This window comes from Bradyrhizobium liaoningense (assembly GCF_018130785.1).
GTDB classification, from domain to species: domain Bacteria; phylum Pseudomonadota; class Alphaproteobacteria; order Rhizobiales; family Xanthobacteraceae; genus Bradyrhizobium; species Bradyrhizobium liaoningense_A.
Genome location: NZ_JAFCJT010000004.1, coordinates 236,168 through 257,971, shown reverse-complemented (window position 1 = coordinate 257,971; position 21,804 = coordinate 236,168). Strand labels below are relative to the sequence as shown.

At 64.9% G+C, this 21,804-nt stretch carries 22 protein-coding genes; 15 read left to right on the top strand and 7 right to left on the bottom strand.

The window, feature by feature from the left end:
* Nucleotides 1-106 precede the first annotated feature (106 nt).
* The 7 genes from JQ627_RS13555 to JQ627_RS13525 all read left to right on the top strand — a co-directional run bounded on the left by JQ627_RS13555 (nucleotide 107) and on the right by JQ627_RS13525 (nucleotide 5,809).
* Entirely contained in the window at nucleotides 107-484 is a 378-nt protein-coding gene (locus JQ627_RS13555) for a hypothetical protein (RefSeq protein ID WP_212484680.1), read from the top strand.
* A 163-nt stretch (nucleotides 485-647) separates the two neighbouring features.
* Nucleotides 648-1,052: a phosphoribosyl-ATP diphosphatase gene (gene hisE, locus JQ627_RS13550; RefSeq protein ID WP_212484679.1), complete on the top strand. Its 405-nt coding sequence runs from the start codon at nucleotides 648-650 to the stop codon at nucleotides 1,050-1,052.
* A gap of 34 nt (nucleotides 1,053-1,086) precedes the next feature.
* The gene (locus JQ627_RS13545) at nucleotides 1,087-1,689 is read left to right on the top strand and encodes a YqaA family protein (RefSeq protein ID WP_212484678.1); all 603 of its coding nucleotides are present in this window, start codon (nucleotides 1,087-1,089) and stop codon (nucleotides 1,687-1,689) included.
* A gap of 45 nt (nucleotides 1,690-1,734) precedes the next feature.
* Complete coding sequence (locus JQ627_RS13540) at nucleotides 1,735-2,259, top strand: hypothetical protein (RefSeq protein ID WP_212484677.1); 525 nt, start codon at nucleotides 1,735-1,737, stop codon at nucleotides 2,257-2,259.
* A 36-nt stretch (nucleotides 2,260-2,295) separates the two neighbouring features.
* Complete coding sequence (locus tag JQ627_RS13535; RefSeq protein ID WP_212484676.1) at nucleotides 2,296-3,696, top strand: aspartate ammonia-lyase; 1,401 nt, start codon at nucleotides 2,296-2,298, stop codon at nucleotides 3,694-3,696.
* Nucleotides 3,697-3,881: 185 nt separating this feature from the next.
* Nucleotides 3,882-4,850 carry a nitronate monooxygenase family protein gene (locus JQ627_RS13530; protein WP_212484675.1) on the top strand — a complete coding sequence of 323 codons (969 nt, stop codon included), beginning with the start codon at nucleotides 3,882-3,884 and terminating at the stop codon, nucleotides 4,848-4,850.
* 185 nt (nucleotides 4,851-5,035) lie between these two features.
* Nucleotides 5,036-5,809, top strand: coding sequence for a thioesterase family protein (locus JQ627_RS13525; protein ID WP_212484674.1), 774 nt, complete (start codon nucleotides 5,036-5,038; stop codon nucleotides 5,807-5,809).
* 420 nt (nucleotides 5,810-6,229) lie between these two features.
* Here JQ627_RS13525 and JQ627_RS13520 read toward each other — a convergent pair whose 3' ends face one another.
* Nucleotides 6,230-7,792 carry an AMP-binding protein gene (locus JQ627_RS13520; protein ID WP_212484673.1) on the bottom strand — a complete coding sequence of 521 codons (1,563 nt, stop codon included), beginning with the start codon at nucleotides 7,790-7,792 and terminating at the stop codon, nucleotides 6,230-6,232.
* A 124-nt stretch (nucleotides 7,793-7,916) separates the two neighbouring features.
* Here JQ627_RS13520 and JQ627_RS13515 point away from each other — a divergent pair, with 124 nt between their 5' ends.
* The 6 genes from JQ627_RS13515 (at nucleotide 7,917) to JQ627_RS13490 (ending at nucleotide 13,603) form a co-directional block, all read left to right on the top strand.
* On the top strand, nucleotides 7,917-8,882 hold the full coding sequence (locus JQ627_RS13515) for a nitronate monooxygenase family protein (protein WP_212484672.1): 966 nt from the start codon (nucleotides 7,917-7,919) through the stop codon (nucleotides 8,880-8,882).
* Between the two features lie 167 nt (nucleotides 8,883-9,049).
* The gene (locus JQ627_RS13510; RefSeq protein WP_014491549.1) at nucleotides 9,050-9,298 is read left to right on the top strand and encodes a hypothetical protein; all 249 of its coding nucleotides are present in this window, start codon (nucleotides 9,050-9,052) and stop codon (nucleotides 9,296-9,298) included.
* Between the two features lie 131 nt (nucleotides 9,299-9,429).
* Entirely contained in the window at nucleotides 9,430-10,137 is a 708-nt protein-coding gene (locus tag JQ627_RS13505; protein WP_212484671.1) for a hypothetical protein, read from the top strand.
* An 87-nt stretch (nucleotides 10,138-10,224) separates the two neighbouring features.
* Nucleotides 10,225-10,890, top strand: a complete 666-nt coding sequence (locus tag JQ627_RS13500) for a hypothetical protein (RefSeq protein WP_212484670.1) — start codon at nucleotides 10,225-10,227, stop codon at nucleotides 10,888-10,890.
* Nucleotides 10,891-11,249: 359 nt separating this feature from the next.
* On the top strand, nucleotides 11,250-11,717 hold the full coding sequence (locus JQ627_RS13495; RefSeq protein ID WP_212484669.1) for a hypothetical protein: 468 nt from the start codon (nucleotides 11,250-11,252) through the stop codon (nucleotides 11,715-11,717).
* A gap of 2 nt (nucleotides 11,718-11,719) precedes the next feature.
* Complete coding sequence (locus JQ627_RS13490; protein WP_212484668.1) at nucleotides 11,720-13,603, top strand: hypothetical protein; 1,884 nt, start codon at nucleotides 11,720-11,722, stop codon at nucleotides 13,601-13,603.
* A 130-nt stretch (nucleotides 13,604-13,733) separates the two neighbouring features.
* On the opposite strand, the gene JQ627_RS13485 is transcribed toward JQ627_RS13490, so the two are convergent.
* On the bottom strand, nucleotides 13,734-13,958 hold the full coding sequence (locus JQ627_RS13485) for a hypothetical protein (RefSeq protein ID WP_212484667.1): 225 nt from the start codon (nucleotides 13,956-13,958) through the stop codon (nucleotides 13,734-13,736).
* A 226-nt stretch (nucleotides 13,959-14,184) separates the two neighbouring features.
* Between JQ627_RS13485 and JQ627_RS13480 the strand changes: the two genes are divergently transcribed.
* A complete protein-coding gene (locus JQ627_RS13480) occupies nucleotides 14,185-14,466 on the top strand; it encodes a hypothetical protein (protein WP_085399488.1) in 282 nt (93 codons plus the stop codon).
* A 136-nt stretch (nucleotides 14,467-14,602) separates the two neighbouring features.
* On the opposite strand, the gene JQ627_RS13475 is transcribed toward JQ627_RS13480, so the two are convergent.
* The 4 genes from JQ627_RS13475 to JQ627_RS13460 all read right to left on the bottom strand — a co-directional run bounded on the left by JQ627_RS13475 (nucleotide 14,603) and on the right by JQ627_RS13460 (nucleotide 20,436).
* Nucleotides 14,603-16,540, bottom strand: a complete 1,938-nt coding sequence (locus tag JQ627_RS13475) for a sensor histidine kinase (RefSeq protein WP_212484666.1) — start codon at nucleotides 16,538-16,540, stop codon at nucleotides 14,603-14,605.
* Nucleotides 16,537-17,220: a response regulator transcription factor gene (locus JQ627_RS13470; RefSeq protein WP_212484665.1), complete on the bottom strand. Its 684-nt coding sequence runs from the start codon at nucleotides 17,218-17,220 to the stop codon at nucleotides 16,537-16,539. The genes JQ627_RS13475 and JQ627_RS13470 overlap by 4 nt, the downstream gene beginning before the upstream one ends.
* 127 nt (nucleotides 17,221-17,347) lie before the next feature.
* Entirely contained in the window at nucleotides 17,348-20,044 is a 2,697-nt protein-coding gene (locus tag JQ627_RS13465; protein WP_212484664.1) for a DUF2235 domain-containing protein, read from the bottom strand.
* A gap of 158 nt (nucleotides 20,045-20,202) precedes the next feature.
* Nucleotides 20,203-20,436, bottom strand: a complete 234-nt coding sequence (locus JQ627_RS13460; protein ID WP_212484663.1) for a hypothetical protein — start codon at nucleotides 20,434-20,436, stop codon at nucleotides 20,203-20,205.
* A 123-nt stretch (nucleotides 20,437-20,559) separates the two neighbouring features.
* Between JQ627_RS13460 and JQ627_RS13455 the strand changes: the two genes are divergently transcribed.
* Nucleotides 20,560-21,021, top strand: a complete 462-nt coding sequence (locus tag JQ627_RS13455) for a DUF6314 family protein (protein WP_212484662.1) — start codon at nucleotides 20,560-20,562, stop codon at nucleotides 21,019-21,021.
* Nucleotides 21,022-21,055: 34 nt separating this feature from the next.
* Here the strand turns inward: JQ627_RS13455 and JQ627_RS13450 are convergent, their stop codons facing one another.
* Complete coding sequence (locus tag JQ627_RS13450) at nucleotides 21,056-21,358, bottom strand: hypothetical protein (RefSeq protein ID WP_212484661.1); 303 nt, start codon at nucleotides 21,356-21,358, stop codon at nucleotides 21,056-21,058.
* Nucleotides 21,359-21,804: the final 446 nt, after the last annotated feature.

The following is a 21,804-nucleotide window of genomic DNA, read 5'->3' as shown; positions in this document are numbered from 1 at the left end:
TTCAGCTTCTGTTGTGGTTGGGGAACCCAACATGGGATGCGGGTGTTTGAAGGACATGAGCCTGTCGTCAGGCACACCATTCGCGGTCCCAAGGAGGGTCCAGGACATGTTTGACAGATTGTCGAGATTCGCCGGCCGCAAGGCCGTTCTTGCCACTGCCGCCGTGGTCGCGCTGACCGCGGTCGCCCCGACTGCTTCATATGCAGGCGGCCGCCACTGGCATGGCGGTGGCGGCGGTGCTGCGGCTGCCGCGGCCTTTGCCGGCATCATCGGCACCGGCCTTGCGATCGCTGCGACCCGTGACGCCTACGCTTATGATTACGGTCCGGGTCCGGGCTATGGCTATTACGGCGGCCCTGTCTACTACAGTGGCCCCGCCTACGGTCCTTACTACGGCCCGGGCCCGAACTACCAATATCAGCGCTATGGCGGCTCGGCTCCGTCGGAGCTTTGTGGCCAGGGCTACATGCAGAACTGCTACTAGCCTTGGCTAACCAAGTTCTTGGCTACCAAGTCCCTGGCTACCAGGTCCCTGGCTACCAAGTCTTGACCAAAACAGGCTGTCGCGCTTGCCGCGGCGGCCTGTTTTTCGCTTTTATCACCACACGTTAACGCGCCCGCCATTGGTTTAGAGTAGTTTGAGTACCATGAGTGATTCGCTTGAGCGGCTATATCTGGCTGTGCTCGCGGCCAAGGATCTTGATCCGGCAACATCGCGTACCGCCCGGCTATTTCAGCGTGGGCCATCCAAAATGGCGAAGAAACTGGCCGAAGAGGCCATTGAGGTCGTCATCGACGCGGTCAATGGCGATAGCGAGGCCGTGATCCGGGAAAGCGCCGACCTGCTCTACAATCTCACGGTGCTCTGGGCCTCGGCAGGCGTGCGCCCCGAGGATGTCTGGCGCGAAATGGCGCGGCGGGAAGACATGCTCGGCATCGCCGAGAAGCTGCCGAAGTCGCCGATGAAGCTGCCCAAGGTCGCGTCACCGCGCGTTGCCGCCAGGCGGCCAATTGTCGCGCTGGAAGGCCGCACCGCGCGCAAGCGCCACTAGAACGTCACAAACTCGCGATGGACAAATCCGTCCCATGGTGCTTCATCGCGGCGCCATGCTGAAACGTATCTACGATTGGTGCATCGACGCCGCCCACAAGCCCTATGCGCTCTGGATCATGGGAGCCGTGGCTTTTGCAGAAAGCTCCTTCTTTCCGGTCCCGCCGGATGTGATGCTGATCCCGATGTCGCTGGCGCGCCCGCAGCGCGCCTGGGTCTATGCGGCGATTTGCACCGTCACCTCGGTGCTCGGCGGCCTGCTCGGCTACGCCATCGGCGCGCTGCTGTTCGACTCGGTCGGTCACTGGCTGATCCAGGTCTATGGTCTCGGCGACAAGGTCGATGCCTTCCGTGCCTCCTATGCCGAGTGGGGCGCGGTGATCATCCTGCTCAAGGGACTGACGCCGATCCCCTACAAGCTCGTCACCATCACTTCGGGCTTTGCCGGCTATAACCTCATTCTCTTCATACTGTGCTCGATCGTCGCGCGCGGCGGACGCTTCTTTATCGTGGCGATCCTGCTCAACCGGTACGGCGACTGGATCCGGCACAAGCTCGAGGAGCATCTCGGATTGTGGGTGGCGATCGGCGCCATTGTGCTGGTGCTCGGCTTTGTCGTGGCGGTCAAGCTGATCTAGACCCCACGCTTTGCCGTTGCGCCGGCTTCGGCTACGGTTGCCGTCATGATGGTTCGATCCGGCAATCCGGCCGTGCGGCTTGGGACGCTGACGTCAGCAGTGCTGCTGATCCTGCTCGGCGCGGGCGGCACGGGACGGCCGCAATCTCCGCCGCCGTCGCTCGGCCTGCAGGAGCAGGGACAGCAGGCCGCGCCATCGACACCTGCGCCGCCCGCGCGCGAGGAAAATCCCGGGCTGATCAACGAAATGGGCAAGCTGTTCGACAAGCTGCCCTCGATCCTGCCGCCGATCAAAAGCCCTGGTGAGACCATGAACGACCTGTCGCGGCTGGCGAAGCCGTCGACCGTGGTATCGGGGCGTGTGGCCTGCCCGGCCTCGTCGAATGGCGCGCCGGATTGCAAGCAGGCCGCCGATCAGCTCTGCCAGGCCAAGGGCTACAAGGAAGGCAAGAGCCTCAACGCCGACTCCGCCGAGAAATGCTCGGCCAAGGTTCTCATTCCCGGCAGGCAACGCAAACCGGATGACTGCCGCACCGATACTTTTGTGACCAGCGCGCTGTGCCAGAACTGAGGTGATGGCCTCGCGCGCATGCAACCAGGAGCGCCTATGAGCCGTACGGAGCAGGATTTCCTCGGACAGCGTGAGATCGCCGACGACATCTATTACGGCGTCCAGACCATTCGGGGTAAGGAGAACTTCCACATCACCGGCATTCCGATGAACCAGGAGCCTTACTTCGTGAAGGCGCTCGGTTACGTGAAGAAGGCCGCGGCGATGGCCAACCGCGACCTCGGCGCGATCGACGCCAAGGTGGCCGACGCGATCATCCTCGGCTGCGACCGCGTCATTGCCGGCGACATGATGGATCAGTTCGTCACCGACTTCATCCAGGGCGGCGCCGGTACCTCCACCAACATGAACGCCAACGAGGTGATCGCCAATCTCGCGCTGGAATCGCTCGGCTTCGGCAAGGGCGACTACCAGCACGTCAGCCCCAACGATCACGTCAACTATGGCCAGTCGACCAACGACACCTATCCGACCGCATTTCGCCTGGCGCTGATCCTGCGGCTCGAGAGCTACATGACGGCGCTGCGCCAGCTCCAGGAGGCGTTCTTCACCAAGGGCCGAGAGTTCGACCGCGTGCTGAAGATGGGCCGCACGCACCTCCAGGACGCGGTGCCGATGTCGCTCGGGGCCGAATTCCGCGGATGGGGCACCACGATCGGCGAGGAGGTCGACCGCATTTCGGAGGCGCGCGCGCTGCTGCGCGAGATCAATCTCGGCGCCACTGCGATCGGCACGTCGGTGACCGCGGCTGTGGGCTATCCCAAGCTTGCGGTCCGGCATTTGAGTGCGCTGACCGGCATCGACTTCATCCTTGCCGGCGATCTCGTCGAGGCGACCTCGGACACCGGCGCCTATGTGCAGCTCTCCGGCGTGCTCAAGCGCACGGCGAGCAAGCTGACAAAGATCTGCAACGACATCCGCCTGCTGGCGTCCGGTCCGCGTGCCGGCTTCAACGAGATCAACCTGCCGCAGCTCCAGCCGGGCTCGTCGATCATGCCGGGCAAGGTCAATCCGGTCATCCCTGAAGTCGTCAACCAGACCAGCTTCCTCGTCATCGGTCTCGACACCACGGTGACGCTGGCGGCCTCGGCCGGCCAGCTTCAGCTCAACGTGATGGAGCCGGTGATCTCGTTCGCGCTGTTCTTCTCGATCCGCACCATGGAGCGCGCGGTCAACAGCCTGCGCGAGAACTGCGTGCTCGGCATCACCGCCAACGAGGAGCACACCCGCAACATGGTGCTGAACTCGTTGGGTATCGTTACGGTGCTGAAGCCGCTGCTCGGCTACAAGCAGTGCGCCGAGATCGCGCGCGAGGGCTACAAGAGCGGCAAGACGCTGCACCAGATCGTCGTGGTCGAGCGCAAGCTGCTGACGCAGGAGAAGTGGGACGAGATGTTCTCGTTCGAGCGGCTGATCAATCCGGATCTGATTGGGTAACTTGCTGTCATTCCGGGCTCGACGCTGCGCGTCGCCCCGGAATGACGAAAAGGAATTCCGCTGTTTGGAATTGCGGTAACGACGTCCGGTCCGGCGTCAAAACGCAATACTTGACAGTGGAAAGATTGCCTTGTTGGTATGGGTCCCAACCTTCAATTCGTCGGCCAATAGAGGATCGTTCCGCAATGTCCATGCCTGCCTTGTTCAAGGGACGCCTGTCGATCCCCGTGATTGGTTCGCCGCTCTTCATCATCTCGGTGCCCGATCTCGTGATCGCGCAGTGCAAGGCCGGTGTGGTCGGCTCGTTTCCGTCGCTGAACGCGCGGCCGCCGGAGCTGCTCGACGAATGGCTGGCGCGGATCACCGAAGAGCTCGCGGCCTATGACCGCGCCCATCCCGACAAGCCCTCGGCGCCGTTCGCGGTGAACCAGATCGTGCACAAGTCGAACAACCGGCTCGATCACGACATGCAGCTCTGCGCCAAGTACAAGGTACCGATGATCATCTCGTCGCTCGGCGCGCGCGAGGAGCTCAATCAGGCCGTTCACGGCTGGGGTGGCATCGTCTTCCACGACGTGATCAACCAGAAGTTCGCTCACAAGGCCATCGAGAAGGGCGCCGATGGCCTGATCCTGGTTGCGGCCGGCGCCGGCGGCCATGCCGGCACCATCTCGCCGCTGGCCTTCGTTGCAGAAACGCGAAAATGGTTCGACGGCCCGATCGCACTGTCGGGTGCCATCGGCAACGGCAAGGCGATCCGCGCCGCGCGCATCCTCGGCGCCGACTTCGCCTATATCGGCTCCGCCTTCATCGCGACCAAGGAAGCCAACGCGGTCGAAAAGTACAAAGAGATGATCGCGGGCTCGACGGCCGACGACATCGTCTACTCCAACCTCTTCACCGGCGTGCACGGCAACTATCTGAAACCTTCGATCCTCGCCGCCGGCATGGATCCGGAAAACCTGCCGACGTCCGATCCGTCCAAGATGAATTTCGGCACCGATGCCTCCGGCGAACGCGCCAAGCCGAAGGCCTGGAAGGAGATCTGGGGCTCGGGCCAGGGCATCGGCAGCATCGACGGCGTCATCCCCGCGGCCGATCTGATCGCGCGCTTCAAGAAGGAATACGACGAAGCGATCGATCCGCCGTTGTGAGTTGTTGTCGTCCCGGACAAGCGAAGCGCAGATCCGGGACCCACAATCACAGGGAGGAGTTTGGCGAAGACTCGTGGTTACCAGTCTCGCGCCACAGCTTCTTCCTGGGGTAATGGGTCCCTGCTTTCGCAGGGACGACACCTGATTTCGGTCACCAACCGTCAAAGCCAGCAGAGATTTAAGCGATGACCGCCATCTATCGCGTCGACGGCAACAGCGTCGTCACCGGCCCTGACGCCGCCGGCCCGTGGGACCGGCGCATGCAGCACGGCTCGGCGCCGGCATCGCTGGTGACGTGGGCGGCGGAACGCATTCCGACGCCGGTGCCGATGAACATCGCGCGCGTCACCATCGATCTGATGCGGCCGGTGCCGGTGGCGCCGCTGACGATTGCGACCGAAGTCCTGCGCGAAGGCCGCAAGATCCAGCTCTGCGAAATCAAGCTGCTCGCCGACGGTGTGCAGGTCGTCGGCGCCACCGTGCTCAAGATCAAGCGGCAATCGCAGCCGTTGCCGGACGACGTCAAGGAGTTGCCGGTCACGCTGCCGTCGCCCGAGGACTCGCTGGTCGAGGACGGCCACGCCGCCACCAGCCCGTTCGTGAGAGCGGTCTCGATGCGCGCTGCGCGGGGCCGCTTCGGCCAGGCCGGCGCTGGCGCGATCTGGTTTCGCGTGGATCATCCGCTGATTGAAGGCGAAGCCATCTCGCAGGCGATGCGCGCCGTGGTCGCCGCCGATTTCTCCAACGGCACCGCTTCGACGCTCGACTTCCGTGCGTGGACCTACATCAACGCCGATCTCACCGTGAACCTTTCACGCCAGCCGGTTGGCGAGTGGATCTTGCTCGACGGCGAATCCTGGATCGGCACAGACGGCGCCGGTCTCGCGATGTCGCGGCTTGCGGATCGCCAAGGCTATTTCGGCCGCGCGGTGCAGAGTCTGGTGATCGAAAAGCGGTAAGCGTGACGGCAAGCGCCGCGATCGCTCCTTGAGCCGATTGAACGGCAGACTTCCGCCGCCGCGGAAGGGATGCCCTGGTCGCGAACCTCTTCTTGTCCGGAGGTCTCTGTTCGACGCCAGCGTCCTGCCAGTTCAGCTGCCGTAGACGATCTTGATCTCCCACAGCAGGACGATGATAGCCGTGATCAACGTGATCGCGGCCAACGCACTTTCCAAGGAAGCGACTCTCATTTGGTACTCCGCTTCCCAGCCCCGCTAGCGGTCTAGTTGATTCGTTGATTCGCCCGCAATTGCGCGGACGGGGTGCCTGAAAGTCCCTTCCGAGCTGTTGTTCGCGGGTCACAGCGACACCGTAAAACCCCGGGGCGGGGCGCGAGCAACCGTGCGGTGCTGCGTGCCACAAGTTGCAGATCGAGATGACTACCCCACCATCCGGTCCCGTCCGCTCCAGAAGCCTGCGCGCAGCACCTTCTTGTCGACCTTGCCCACGCCGGTCATCGGCAGCTGCTTGACGAACTGGATCTGCTTTGGCGCATGGGCCGAGCCCTTTCGCACCCGCACCATATTGACCAGCTCGTCCGCATCCGGCTTTGCGCCTTCGCGGGGAACGACGACGGCGGTAACGGCTTCGCCCCATTTCTCGTCGGGGACGCCGACGACCGCGACCATCGCGACGTCCGCGTGCTGCGACAGCACGTCCTCGACCTCGCGCGGAAAGATGTTGAAGCCGCCGGAGACGATCATGTCCTTCTTGCGGTCGAGGATGAACATGTAGCCGCGCTCGTCCTTGCGCGCGATGTCGCCGGTATGGACCCAGCCGTTCTTCAGCGTTTCGGCCGTGATGTCGGGCCGCTTCCAGTATTCCGCCATGACGTGCGGAGCGCGCACGCAGATCTCGCCGGCCTCGCCCGTCTTCACCTCCTGGTCATTGTCGCCGAGAATCCTGACCTCGCAGGCCGAGATCGGGAAGCCGCAGGACAGGAACAGGTCGGGCGTCTTGGGATCATGATCCGCCTTGCGCAGCACCGAGACCGGATAGCATTCGGTTTGGCCGTAGAGTTGCGAGAACACCGGCCCGATCCGCTCGATCCCCTCGATCAGCCGGCTCGGCGACATCGCGGAGGCGCCGTAGAGCACGAGCTCGAGCGAGGAGAGATCGGTCTTGCTCAAGGCGGGATGATCGAGCAGCACATAGATCATGGTCGGCACGAACAGCGTGAAATTGATGCGCTCGCGCGCGATCGTCGCCAGCACAGCCTCGGGATCGAAACCTTTCAGCATGTGCACGGTGCCGCCGCGCATCAGGGTCGGCAGCACCTTCGTGCCGGCGACATGGCTGATCGGGGCGACCGCCAGATAGCGCGCGGCCTCGGGGATTTCGAAATCGGCGAGGATCGCGCCGGCGGCCCCGCTGTTTTCGCGGTGGTAGCGCAGCGCGCCCTTGGATTTGCCGGTCGTGCCGCCGGTGTAATTCAGCGTGGCGAGATCGTCGGGGCCGGCGAGGCACCGCGCGCTGGCTTGGCCTTCGATCTCGATCGCCTGCAACAGGTCGACACCGTAGTTGGCCGGTCCCATGGTGAAGACCGCCTTGAGCCGGCCCGCCTGCGCGGCGAGCTCGCCGCCGCGATCGCGAAAGGCGGCCGCATCGACCACCAGTACTTCCGCCTCGGAATCATCGAGCTGGAAGAGCTGGTCACCTTGCGATCCCAGCGGATGCAGCCAGGTGATGCAGAACCGCGACAATTGCGCAGCGACGCCGGCGCACCAGGTGTCGGCGCGGTTGGCGGTGAGGAAGGCAACGCGCGTGCCGGGCTGCAATCCAAGCCGCATGAACACGCCCTGGATCCGCCCGATCAGGTCGATGGTGCCCTGATAGCTCAGCGATCCGCCGGGCCAGGCGAAAGCGGTGCGGCCGGGATAGCGCGACAGCGCTCGTAGCGTCTGCGCACAAGCCGGGGAGGACGCGTGGAGCGGATCGGACATTTGTTTCCTCGTTGCTTTGTCATCGGCTTCTGACGTGCCAATGTTGCGTGCAACGCTAGCACAGAGAATGCGGGATGGAACGACAAAGCCCGCACAGTGACGTTTGAGTGAAGGAGAGGCTTCGGTGGCATCCGATCGGCTGCAGCACTTCCGCGATCGTCTCGGCCTGCCTTTGATCGCGGCGCCGATGTTTCTGGTGTCAGGCGTCGAGCTCATGGTCGCAGCCTGCCGCAACGGTGTGATCGGCAGCTTCCCCACCGTGAATTGCCGCAGTACGGAACAACTCGATGAATGGCTCACCGGGATCGAAACGCGGCTGCGGCAGCACGAAGATCAAGCCGGCCGCAAGGCCGCGCCGCTGTGTCCGAACCTGATCGTGCATCGCTCCAACGCGCGGCTGGAGCAGGATCTCGCCGTGCTGCTGCGACACAAGCCGGAGATCGTCATCACCTCTGTTGGATCGCCCGCGCCGGTGCTGAAGCCGCTGCATGAAGCCGGCGCGCTGGTGCTGGCGGACGTGGCCTCGATCCGCCACGCCGAGCGCGCGGCGGAAGCCGGCGCCGATGGGCTCGTGCTGCTCACCGCGGGCGCAGGTGGGCAGACGGGCTGGCTAAATCCGTTCGCCTTCGTCCGCGCGGTGCGCGCATTCTTTGACGGCATCATCGTGCTCGCCGGAGGCATCAGCGACGGCCGCGCGCTGCGTGCGGCCGAAGTGCTCGGCTGCGATCTCGCTTACATGGGCACGAAGTTCATCGCGACGCGCGAGAGCATGGCGGACGAGCGCCACAAGCGGATGCTGGTCGGGAGCAGCGCCGACGACATCTTGCTCACCACCGCGTTCACGGGATTGCAGACCAGTATGCTGAAGCCGTCGATCGTGGCTGCGGGCCTCGATCCCGACGATCTGCCGGCACGTGGCGCGATCGACATAGGCAAGGACATTGACGTCGACGCGCGCGAAAGCCGCCCGAAACGCTGGCGCGATATCTGGAGCGGGGGGCACTCGACATCGGGCGTGACCGACGTCATGGCGGTCGACGATCTCGTTGCGCGGACACTCGCCGAATATCGCGATGCGGGCGGGCGGTAGGCGGCGTCCCACACTCCGCCCCGCTTGCGGGGGAGGAAGAGGAGGCGCCATCGCTCCCGATCACAGTTAATCGAGCCCTCCTCCGCTGCCCCACATTTAACGGCAGATTAACCAACGCCCGCCAACAATCCCTCACGGCCGCCAATCAGGACCGAGAGGGACAGGCGATGGACTTCGATTTTCTCAATAGCAAGACAGCCGCGACGCTGGACGAGATCCGGGTCCGCGTGGCCCATGCCCTGGCCCGTCATCCGCTGTGCCGCAACGTGCGCTTCGACATCGTCAGCGTCCCCCGCACCCGCCGGGGCGGCAACTGGACGGTGACCCTGCAATCGGTCGAGCCGCGCGCGGTCTGGGAGGCCTCGGAGATCGTCGCCGACATCCAGGATGCCTACGACCTCGCGCTAGCTGCCTGATTTCCTTGAAATTTCAGAGCATGTCGCTGTAGTCCGCGCGATTGCCGTTGCGATGGCACGGTTAGGCCTTAATTACCGCCCAGTTTCCGGGCACTTATCACGTGGACTTGAAGTTGGGCGCGGAGAGACGTTTGTCCAAAACCATCACCATCGTCGTGCTGACCTGTTTCCTCGTCCTCGGCGCGGCCACCACTGCCATCCTCGGCCGTGACAGCGTGCCCAGCGTCAGCGCCGAGATGATCACGCAGGCCCCGCCGAAGCCGCTCGCGACCAACCGCGCCGCCAAGGCCGACCGTCTGGTTCCGACGCTGGCGCTGGCTTCGGCCGCGATCGAGCCGGTACAGGTGCCCGCCGACAGGCTTTCGCAGACCCCGGTGCTGACCGAGCCGCTGCGCCAAGCCTTTGCCGCCGCCACGCCGTCCGACTTTCCGATGCCCAAGGCAAGTGCGCATGATGCGCCGGCCGCGGCAGAGCTTCCTGCCGTCGAAGTCCCGGCCAAGCCGAAGGTCGTCGCCAAGCCGCACCCGCAGAAATCCTATTCGCTGCTGTCCGAGGCCCAGATCGCGGGCATCAGGGATCGCCTGAAGCTGTCGTCGTCGCAGGAATATTACTGGCCCTCGGTCGAGACCGCCCTGCGAAATGTTGTCCGCAAGATCTCAGCAAACAAGCTCTCCAATCCGAACGCGCCGGGCGTGCCGATCGATCCGAATTGCGACGAGGTCCAGCAGTTGAAATCGGCCGCGATGCCGCTGCTGTTCCAGCTGCGCGACGATCAGAAGGAAGAAGTGCGCAAGCTCGCCCGCATCATCGGGCTGGAGAAGGTCGCGCAGCAGATCTGACGCGCAAGTTCCTCTGGGAACTGGCCCCCGTATCAGGAACATCCGGCAATCGACAAGCGTTGCCCGCTCCAGAGAGGGAGTGGATCAATGCGCGCCTCGACTGCCTATTTCGTCGGTGCCGGAACGATCGTTGCCGCCATCGCCATTGGTCTTGGCGGCGGCATCGTCGCCGGCAATATCATGAATCCGGTCTCGCCCAAGCAGGGTCCGGACACGAGCAAGATGGCGCAGCGCGCTGAAGCCACCAAACCCGCGACGACGAACGCGCCATCCGAGCGCTTGCAATATCTCACCGGCTCGCAAGCCTTCGGCGCCATGATCGCCGCGCCGGCGCAGGCCGAAGCCGCAAAGCCGGACACGCAGGCGAACGCTGAACCGCCGGCCCCACAGCCTTCCCGAGCGGCCGCGGCCGAACCGCCCAAGCCGGCACCGGCATCGCCTCCGCAAGTCGCAAAGCCTGCCGAGCAGCAGGCATCGACAGAGCAGCCATCCTCATCCTCATCCTCATCCGACAACGCCTATGCCAAGGCCAGGGATTCCGACGTGAAGCGCGCCGCGTCCGAACGGCGCCGCATGGAGCGCCGCGAGCGCTGGGCCGAGCGCCGGCACTACGATGCCCGCGAGTCGCGCGGCATGCGCGACCGCACCGATTGGGACGACGTCGCGCGCAACATCCGCGAAGATTCCGATGCGCGCGATGTCGCGAGCCGGCCGCGCGGCGGCTTCAGGCTGTTCGGGCCTGACGACGATTAGCGTCCCTCCTCGTCGTCGCGCACGCGATCGTGAGCGACGGTTCGTTCTGCGGACGTGCTTGCCTCGAATTTCAACTTCCAGACGATCTCCGTTCAATGCATGATTGGCGCGGCTAGCCATAGGCCGCGTCATGGGCGTAGCGCTGTTCGCTTGGGATCGCTTCTTCGCGCCGCAAGGCGAAGGCGTCACCGTGCCGGCGCCGGTTGACGGGCCGGTACCGCCTGGCTGCTCCACCTTCCAGCGCGACATGCGCGGAGCCGCGGCTTCACCACGCTGCAATTGCCCTCGAAGGCGGACGGCGGCGCGGCCTTCTCGACGAACCTCATTTGTCGCGCGTTACAAACCTTTCAGAGGTTGCCATGTCATTTCATCTGTTGTGGACGTCCGCGGACAGTCTCATCGTGGCCTTTGCGCTCGCATTCGTCGTTCCGCAGCGGCATGTGCTGCCGCTCGTTCTGATGTTCGGCGTTTGCGATGCGCTGGGTTCCGCGCTCGGTGTCACCATGCCGGTCGCGGACAGGCTCGTCGCGATCCTGTTGATCGCATGCGGTGCATCGCTGCTGCTGCGCCATCCAGTCGCGCAACGTCTTTTGAATGCGCCGGGCTGGTTCTATGTGCTGCCGCCGCTGCTGGCGATCGACAATTTCGTGTCGCGCACGCCTGATGCGCCGACCGTTACCGCACTGTCGAGCGCGATCATGGCCGGGCTCGGCTTTGCCTGCGGAGCCGTCGTGTCGAGCGGGTGGCGCGCAGGCTTGCGCGACGTACGACCGCTTGCAGCGGCTTGCCTGATTGCGGCCGGAAGCCTCCTCGCTTATGGAGCCTGACCATGGTCGCCTCCGTCACGACCCGCAGCTACGACCGTGCCCGTACCGGTGCGAACAATTCCGAGACGGTGCTGACGGCGACCGCCGTCCGCACCAGGGGCATCGTCAAACTCTTCAGCCTTCGGATTCCCGACGATCCCAGGCTTGAGGCGCAGCCGCTGGCGGTCGGCGGCGTGCACATGGCCGACGGCAAGACCCGCGACCTGATCTTCCAGGCCAGCATGGGCAATTGGGTCTATGCATTCGACGCCGTGACCGGCGAGAAGATCTGGGCGACCAACCTCGGACGTCCCATTATCGGAACGAGGGCCATCGACGGCCACATGACCAACGTCCATTGGGGCATTCTCTCGACCCCGGTGATCGACGAGGGGGCGGGTATTCTCTATGCCTGCGCCTGGATCAGCGACGACGGCAGCGTCGCCAAGGGGCAGCATTTCCTCGCGGCGCTGCGAATCCGCGACGGCTCGAAGGTGCACGGGCTGCTGAACCTGGAGGGCGCGATCTACACGCCGCCGAACGGCCTGCCGGTGCAGAAATTCGTCTCGGCCCAGCGCAAGCAGCGCAGCGCCCTGACGCTGATGCAGAACCACGTCCTGATTCCCTTCGGCACGATCGCCGAGACATCGAAGACGGCGCGCGGCTGGCTGCTCGCGGTCGACGCCCATGCCTGGCGGCTCGCTGCGTCGTGGTGCTCCACCGTCACCGGCTCCGGCGGCGGGCTGTGGCAGAGCGGGGCCGGCCCGGCCGTCGCTCCCGACGGCTCAATCTACGTCATCACCGGCAACGGAGCGTTCTCGCCGCAGCATGGCGACTTCGGCGAGAGCATCGTGCGGCTCGCCTTGCACACCGGAAGCCATGCGCATTTCGAGGTCGTGTCGTGGTGGGCGCCATGGACCGACGCCAACCGGATCGGCGCGGCCGCGGTCGCAGCAGCCGACGACGATGACGAGCCGGCGTTGCCGTCCAACGTTTACCTGCCCTCCGTGATCGCGCATGCAAGGCGCATGGGAATGCCGCTGAAGCCTCGACATGCGCGCGAGATGCCGGATGTCGCGGTCACCTCGGCTCGCAGTGCAACCGACGCGCAGATCGCGCCAGTGGTGGCGCATCACATGGAGGCGATGAACGAGTCGATGTGGGGCGACCAGGATTTCGGTTCCGGCGGTCCGGTCTATGTTGCCTCCGCCCACGCCATTCTGGCCGCGGGCAAGGACGGCATCCTCTACACCGGCAATGCCAATGCGCTCGGCAAGACGCAGCCGGGCGAGCTCGTGGCCGGCCATTTCGCGGCGAACTACAACAGGCTTCGCATGCCGCCGATCCTGTACACGTATTTCGATCCCGCCGTGCCGCCGGCGCCGGCATCACCGATGGAGCTGAATCTGTTTCCCGGCGGCGCGACGCGGCATCTGCATGGCACGCCGCTGCTGTTCCAGTCGTCCGTCCACGGCACCATGCATTTCGTCGGCGGCGAGAACAGCGCCTTGCGGGCCTGGTCGATCGCGGCCGACGGAAAAACGACCTATCTTGCCGGGGGCAACGAGATTGCCTCGCCGCAATCGCCGCGTCCGCCGGGCGGCATGCCCGGCTGGAGCATCACGCTTGCCGCAAACAACGGCGCTGACGGCATCATCGTGGCGATGGTGCCCTATCAGGACAGCAACATGATTCTCAGCCCGGGCCGCTTCCTGGTCTATGATGCGCAGAATTTCGCCACCAACCCGGATGGCTCCAAGCGGCTCCAGGTGATCTGGGACAGCGAGGACTGGGGACCGGAGCACGCCTTCATGCATCCCAAGTTCAACCGTCCGATCGTCTGGAAAGGCCGCATCTATCGCCCGACTTATGACGGCCGCATCGACGTCTATGGCCTGACGAACTAGCTGCTGTCCCTCTCCCTTCTTCGCGGGAGAGGGTGGCTCGCGGCAGAGAGTCTCTGCTCCGGGTGCGTCGAGGCAACGCTCATCCGCCTTGCTATTGGCAAGGCACCTTCTCCCACAGAGGGGAAGAAGATCACCCGCCGTGCGACTCCACCACCTTGCGGCAGGCGTCCGAGAGCTTTGTCTTGTTCTCGCGCAGGCAGGCATTCATCTGCGGCGGCTTGCCGATATGTTCGGCGCAGAATTTGCCGGCGTCGCCGCGGCAGGCCATCTGCTCCAGCGGCGTCGGACCGGATTGGGCAACGGCGGGCAGTGCAGCCGCGGTGAGCAGCAACGCGGCAAGAACTGAAGTCTTCATAAGGCACCTCTTTGCGATTGTGACTGGTCCCGCTGGGGTCGGGCGAGCCGGACCATCTCGCGGAGGCCCATTGCCGGTCCATGCCATGTTCATGGCATCGGCTCGCCCGCCGCACCCCCATCTTCATGGCATGTATCCGCGCGCCGTCTTTTGCCATTCAGGCTGCACGTCGGCTGCGAGACCCGGTGATTGCATCGGGGCGCCGAACGGGAAGCAGGAGAGCAAGATGTCGAAAAACGTGGGAGCGCTGAGCGCCGGGCTGACAGTCATGATGCTCGCGGGTGCGGCGATGGTGTCGCTGGGCACGAGCCCGGCTCAGGCGGTGGTCTATTGCAAGACGGTCGGCGTGCCCAAGGGCTGCGTGGTGCGGCCGGCCGGCGCGGTGGTGGTTGCGCCCGCCGCAGCGGTCGCGGTGGCGACGCCCGGCGTCGGCGCGCCCGGCGTAGGCGTTCGCGCGGGAACGCCGATGAATCGCGGCGGCCCGGTCAATCGCGTCGGCGTGCGCTGACGATCTCGTTCGATTGAGTTGATTGCATTGCTTCGGGCGAGTGGATGACTTGCGGACGACCCCCCGTCCTCCGCATGACAACAATCCGGCCCGTTCCCTCTCTCCGTGCGTCCCACACGTTCGGGGAGGGGGCTTTTCAGCCCGCGGCGGCGGCGTCGCTGTCGGGAAAGATTTTCGGCAATTGCAGCCGTACGCGCGTACCCGACAAATCCGAGGCCAGATCCAGCATCGCGCCGCAGCGCGCGGCGCGACTTCCCATGTTGCGCAAGCCCCGTGCGGTCTGGCCCGCGCTCCCGGCCTTGCCGTTGCCGGACAGGGCAAAGCCCTTGCCGTCGTCCGCAACGCTGATGCTGCCACACGGCCCGGAGGCATCTCCCTGGCCATCGTCGAGCGTCTCGATGGTAACGGTGATGTGGCGCGCCTGCGCGTGCTTGACCGCGTTGGTCACGGCCTCGTCGAGGATGCGCACGATCTGGATGACGTGCCAAGGCCGCAGCTCCGGATGCAGCGGCAAGCCCTGCGGCGTCGTCACGCGCCAGTCGAGCGCAATGTCGTGCGGCCGCAATTGCATCGCCACGCGCTCGCGCCAGGAGCCGAGCGCGAGCATCAGGTCGCCGCCGATGTCGTCCATGGAATCGATGACGAGGCGAAGATCCTTCAACGCGGCGCGCGCAGCGTCCGTGATGGTCGCGCCCTCATGGCCGCGCTCGGAGAGCGCGACGATGCTGACGAGCTGGCCGCCGAGGCCGTCATGCAGGTCGCGCATCAGCCGCGTGCGCTCGTTGGCGAGCGCGGCGGCCCGCGCACGTTCCTCCTCGCGGGCAAAGCTCGCCTTCAGCCGCTCCTCGGCCTCGCGCACGCGCGTCACGAGCTGATTGGCAAAGCCGTCGACCTGGTTCAATGCGCGGGCGAAACGCCAAGTCAATCCGGCGCCGATCGCGACCAGCATTGCCGAGTAGGACAGTCGCGAGACGAAGATGCGTTCGTTGGTCATGATCTCGAAGGCCGCCAGCATGTCATGGACCCAGCAGGTCAGCACGATAGTCACCGCGCAGCCGAGCGTGAAGCTCGCCGCGTCCTGCCGCCGGACCACCGCCGCCGCGGTGACGCACGCCATCAGGCACAGGCAGAGCCCAACCGTGGGGATGCCGAGCACCAGGAACAGAATGCGCGGCAGCGGCGGTCCACCGATCAGCCCGACCACGAAGACGACGAGCCCCGGCGCGAACAGCAGCGAGCCGTAGCGCGGCCAGCGCCAGCCGAAGAACAGCACGCCGAAGGCAACGATCAGCGCGCTCTCGATCGGCGCAGACGCGAGCAGCACCGCGGCGAGCCGGGATACGGTAGCCGGCGGCACCGGCGGCGGCGAGAAGGCCTGCACGACGCCGAGCACCATCGCCACCGCCAGCACGCCATAGACCGGCTCGCGGCGCCGCATCAGCCACATGATCGCGAGGATCACGGCGAGGATCGATTGCCAGGCGGAGAACGCCACCGGCAGCGTGACGAACAGCAGCGTCCGCGTTTCGTAGGACGGACGCAACGCGGTGTCCGGTCCGACATAGACGGTGTCGAGGAACCCCTTGAGCGGGCCCCAGACGAACAGCCGGACGGTGATCTCGTTGCTGCCGTCGTGCAGCAGCGAGGCCGGGATGAGCGCGATCTGCGGCGTGTTGCGATCCGGCCGGTTGGCGTTGGCATCGCGGCGGGAGTCGAGCGCGACGACGCCGTTGACCGCGACCTCCACCGCGTTGCTGAAGCGCGGCAGGTACACCGACCATCCCGGCGCAGCGTCAGTGCGCCGGAACGTGAAGGCGCCAGTATAGAGCGGCGGGTCGGCCAGCGAATAGCGCGACGAGGTGAAATGCGGCAGCGTCACCGCGCGCGTGGTGCCATCCTCGCGCAGCGAAAATCCGCTCAGCGCAAAGTCCTCGGGATCGCTGGGCTGGAGCAGCCGCAGCCCAAGGATGGTGGCGATCACGATCAGCGCCTGGAGCAGCAGATAAGGCACGAGGCGCGACACGATCAGCCGGCGCCGCGGGCGTGCAGGTGCCTTCGCCGCGATCTCGCTCACAGCTTGATCAGGCCCTGCTGCACCGCTTCGAACACCGCTTCGCTGCGCGTGTGCACTTCGAGCTTGCGATAGATGTTCTTGATGTGGCCGGGCACCGTCTGTCGGGAGAGGCCGAGATGGCTCGCGATCTCGGCGTAGCTGAATCCCTTGGCTATGCCCCAGAGGATGTCGATCTCGCGTGGCGTCAATCTTGCGGTGTTGAGCACAGGACCCGGCGGCGGCTCGGCCGAACTCTGCGCGGCGCCTTGCGTCCTGCGCACGATGAAGCGGGCGATCGAGGCCGAGATCGGCGAATGGCCGGCGACCAGATCGCGCACGGTGGTGGCGATGTCGGTCGGGAAGGCGTCCTTCAAGAGATAGCCGGTGGCGCCGACCGTGATTGCCGAGATCACGCTTTCCTCATCCCCTAGCGCCGAGATCACCATGATCTCGGTGTCGGGAAAGCGCTGCCGGGTCTCGCGGATCAGCTCGATGCCATGGCCGTCGGGCAGCCGCAGATCGGTCAGCAGCACGCGCGGGGCGCCGCCGTTCAGGGCCTGACGCGCCTCGGCCAGCGTACCGGCGCTGCGCACCTCATAGCCGGCCTTGACCAGCGCATCCTGGAGCCGCCAGCAGGTCGGCGCATCGTCCTCGACGAGGAGGATGGTGATGGCCTCACCCGTCTCGCCCTGTTCGGTCATGATCATCGTCCAGCACCGCGTGTCCCCCGCGGCCCGAGCCAAGCTTAGCCGCGGCGCGGACGCCGCGACACCCATAATCATGGGGGCCGCCACGATGCTCGGCTCCACCCGCTGGGGATGGTCGCGGCTAGTTCGCCGGCGGAGGAGCCGGAATGCGCTGGACCCGGATCGTCGCCGTACCGGTGTTGTTGTTGTAGAACTGGACGCGCGGTCCCTGGAGTGGAACGAGCCACCGCGGCGCAAACCGCAATGGTACGACTTGCGGGAAGAGCTGGACGGCATCATTGACGTAGAAGAACAGCTCGCCCGCCTCGGGCGCCACGAACTCCGCGACGAGTAGCTCGGACAATCCCTGACTGCGCCAGAGAGCGCGTGCCGCCGGCAGCGCCTGAGGCGGGATGGGCTCGAAATCTCCGAACGAACGCCAGACTCGTCTCAATTCGCTGTCCGGCTTCTTGAACTCCGCGGAGTCCTCGATCCGGATGGGGTAGTTGCTCCTGGTGGTGTCCTCATATGCCGGCACCGTCGCGTTGACCCGACGCGGCAACTCGTCGGCGGGGATCTCGTTGACGGCCAGCAGCGGCAGATTGTTCGATCCCCTGGTGCCGACCCGCACGATCGGCTGGAACCAGTCTGCGCCGTAGAGCCGCAGGATTGGCACGGCCGAACGATGGGTCAGATCCGGCGGGGTCCTGAAGCCGTTCAGACCGGTCATGATGGTGCGGTCGAACCAGGGATCCGCCATTTGAATCCAGACGCGATATTTGCGTCCCTTCTCCACCGCGAGCCGGCTCGCCCAGCAAAAATCGCTGACGTTGAACACCTCGCCGTCGCGGGCCGTAACGGGTACGTCGCCGACCGCGCGCGTGGAATTGCTGCCGACGCAAATGTCGCCGGTGCCTTCGCGCCAGTCGAGATAGCTGCGGGATGCCAGCAGCAACGCGGAGCCGAAAATGGCGACGAGGAAAATGCCCGGCAGCAGGACGTTGGTGAATGCCATGCGCACCGGCCATGCGTGCAGCCGCATCCAGCGTCCGATCGCGAGCAGCCAGCCCGATTTGCTAACCCGGCGTCTGGAGGCCCTTCGATCGGGCCTGTACCAGGCCAGCCGCGCGCGCTCCTGAATGCTGTCGCGCAGCGCCGCATTCCTGTTCCAGGCGATGAGGATGACAACGACAAGAACCGTGGTGAGGAAGGGATAATAGAGCGCGATGGCCAGCCATGGCCCCGCATAGGATGGCAGCACGCTCGCGAGGATATCGGCGAACGGCTTGACGACCGTGCCCGTGCCGCTGTCGAACGCCGTGATCCATTTGAGCAGCGTGGTATCTTCGAGGCCGTGCTCCTTGGACGACCCGACCACCGTACGCGCGATCCAGGGCCATGCGACCAATATGCCGAGCGCGATCACCAGCGAGAAATAGGCCACCCGGCGCCACCACACGGAGTCGAGCACCTGCCTGGCCATCTCCGCATCGGGCGGGCTCATCTCCATGAACGCGTCGGCCTCGGCCGCCTTTTGCGGATCGCCGATCCTTTTCGCGTAGGCGGATTTCATGGCCTTGCGTGTCTCGTCCCTCGTGAGCGGCAACACCTCTCCGCCCGGCAACAGGACCCTGGCATTCGCCGGAAGCATCAGCGGCGCATAATTGTCGCATCCGTGCAGCATGCGTTCGACGACGGCGAAGTGGACTACCGGCGGTCCGCCATCTTCGGCCCGGTCCGCGATCGGCCGCGGGCCGTAGCGGTACAGCACCGCGGCGCCGCTGCGCGAATCGTGCATCGGTCCGATCGCCGACTGGTATTCGCGGAAACGCTCGATCGTGCCGTCCTGGAAACGGAGCTGGCCGCCGAGTTGCTCGACCATCCAGACCAGAGGCACGAAGGACAGCGTGGATTCCGGATAGCCGCCGCCGATGTCGGAATGAACGCCCGCGAACCAGACCTCCTTGACGACCTGACCCGGCGGAAGATCGCGTTGGTCGATCCGCAGCGGGTGGAAGGTGGTGCGCTCGTCGTCCAGCGCAAGCGCGTGACAGGCGTGCTTGACCGTCTTCGACAGGCGATGGTTGCGGAAGGAGACCGGCCAGATTGCCCAGTCGATCGCGAGGCGGAGTTCTTCGACCGGGACGCCGAACGCCTCGACTGTGTCGAACAGTCCGAGAAATTCGATCGCGACCTGTTTGCGGCCGTCCATCGCGTCGCGCACCTTCGCGTAGGAGCGATGCCCAAGGACGAGGTGATAGAGATAGATGAGGACGTCGCGGATCCAGCGGACGATCCAGATCGTCGGCAGGCTGCAGTAGCCGACCGATGCTTTCCGATATTCCCGCCAGGCAGCCATCGTGTTGCGCTGCATTTCGGCATGCGACACCGCGACCTTGTCGATCACCGCAGGCACCAGGCCCTGGCTCGCAATCAGCGCTGCCAGCGTGCGCGCGGTGAAGGCGCCGCGGCTGAAGCCGAAGATGTAGATCTCGTCGCCCTCGCGCCAGTTCCAGCACAGGAAGCGGTAGAGCTTGCGGACGTTGGAGGGCACGCCGATGCCGGTGGCGCCGTCGATGGCTGCGAGCGGCGCCCAGCCGGCGGTGCCGACGCCCTTGATGTAATGCGCGATCTGGTCGGGCTGGGTGTGGTCGAGCGCCTCATAGAGACGCCAGACGCTCGATTCCTGGGCGGTGAATGCGTTGCCCGTGCCGTCGGCGAACAGCACGAGCTTGCGCTTCGACGGGATGGTGGCGGTCGTCCCGCCGGCGCTTACATGGTCATGCGTGTGTTTGGGTCTGTCAGAATCGACATTCGGCGCGCCATCATGGTGCGTCATGGGGCCCCTCGGCAATCGACGGTGAAGCACTTCAGGCCGGAGCCCGGCAGCACTCCACGATTTCAATCAATGGCGGCGTCATGAAAATACAGGTGCATTTTGTGCATAGTCCCGCTGAGGTAGCAAGCGGGATCGCGCCGCCGCAGGCGGACCCATCCCTACAGGAGGTCAACCCTCGGCGGCGGATAGCGCCGTGCCAGCATCGACAGCGACAGATGCCGCTCGTCCTCCGGCAGCGCCAGAAAGGCCAGCACCATCGGCCGCTTCCAGTCACCGATGCCGAAATCCATCGTCGTCCATTTCTGCGGCTCGGGGCCTTCAAGGCCCCGGACCCAGACGAAATAGCGCGGGAGGTCGTTGGCGTCCGTTTCGGTTGTGCGTCGCCTGCCCATCAAAGCTGCTCGCTGCATCACCATCCGTTGCGATAGGATATAGGTATCGGCTCGCTGAAGTCGAACTTCCAGCTGTGGGTCCTGTGAAGCTGGACCGGATGGCTAGTGCGCAGGTCTGAAGATATGAACGAAGCCACGATCGACGGCTGGGGTGATGCCTCGGAAGTCACGAAAAAGCTGATCGGTTCGTGGTCCCTCAACCGGGTCATCGAAAGCCAGGCTACGATGCAGGGTGTCGCGATCTTCACGCCACTGGATGGGGGGCGGCTGGCCTATCGCGAGCAGGGATATCTGAAGCTCGCGAACGGCACCACGGTGCAGGCCGAACGCGAATACGTCTTCAGCAACAGCGACGGAGGGTTCATGGTCTTCTTTAGGGAAGATCCGCCTCGGCTGTTTCACGAGATTTCACTGTCCGCAACTTCCGGAGGGGAGCTGATCGGGCGTGCGGGCCATCTCTGCAAGCACGACGACTATCAGTCGACCTACATGTTCATGCCGGATGGCACGTTCGTCGTCCGTCACGTGGTGTCGGGTCCACGCAAGGACTACACGATGAACACGATCTACACGCGTCGTTCGTGACAAAGCCGGCGCGAGCGCGACGGCCGTGCCGCCTTCACTGCCAGAGCTCGCTCTCCGCCACGCGGTTGATGTCGGCGAGCCGCCGGTTGGCGTCGGCGTTCAGGTCGATGCTCGCGACCAGCGTCAGCAGGCGCTGATAGGCGCCGTCGGCGATTTCGACCGGCAGCGGAGCCTCGTCAAAGGCCTCGACATAGTTGCCGACGAGACCGCTCAACAGGCGGCAAAGACCGCGCTGGGCGGGATCGTCCCGGCCGAGCGTCTCGAGCTTTTGCTGGAATGTCCGGAAGGTGCGCAGGCCGTGGTGCTGTTCGGAAAGCCACGTGTGCAGGTCGTTCATGTGAGCTCCTTCGAGTTACAGAAGAAGCTACCGGTTTATACAGGAGGGATGTGACGATTGGAAGGGAGGGGAGGAGGATACCGGACTCGCTGATCTAGTCGGCCTTCGCCAAGGCTTCGGCGGGACAGCCTTCGCTGCTTCGCGTGGATAGACTTGCGCCTGGCTCGCCCAGCCGTAGCTGCGAAGCAGCGAAGGCTGGTGCGCCATTCAGAACAAAACTGCGAACTCATATATCATTGAAGTTATTATATAAAATGAACATGCCTGACAAGTGGTCGAGTTTAGGAAGCGAGTGCTCCCCGAACAAGTACCGGGGCTTGTGAGCGGGGCGGAGCCCAATTTGGGCAGTTGTTAAGTTGCACAATTGTCGGCCGAGGGACCGAAATGTGGACACGGACATTGTGTGGTGTCCAGGGCAGCTTTTCCGAATGCCGCGAGATTTGCAG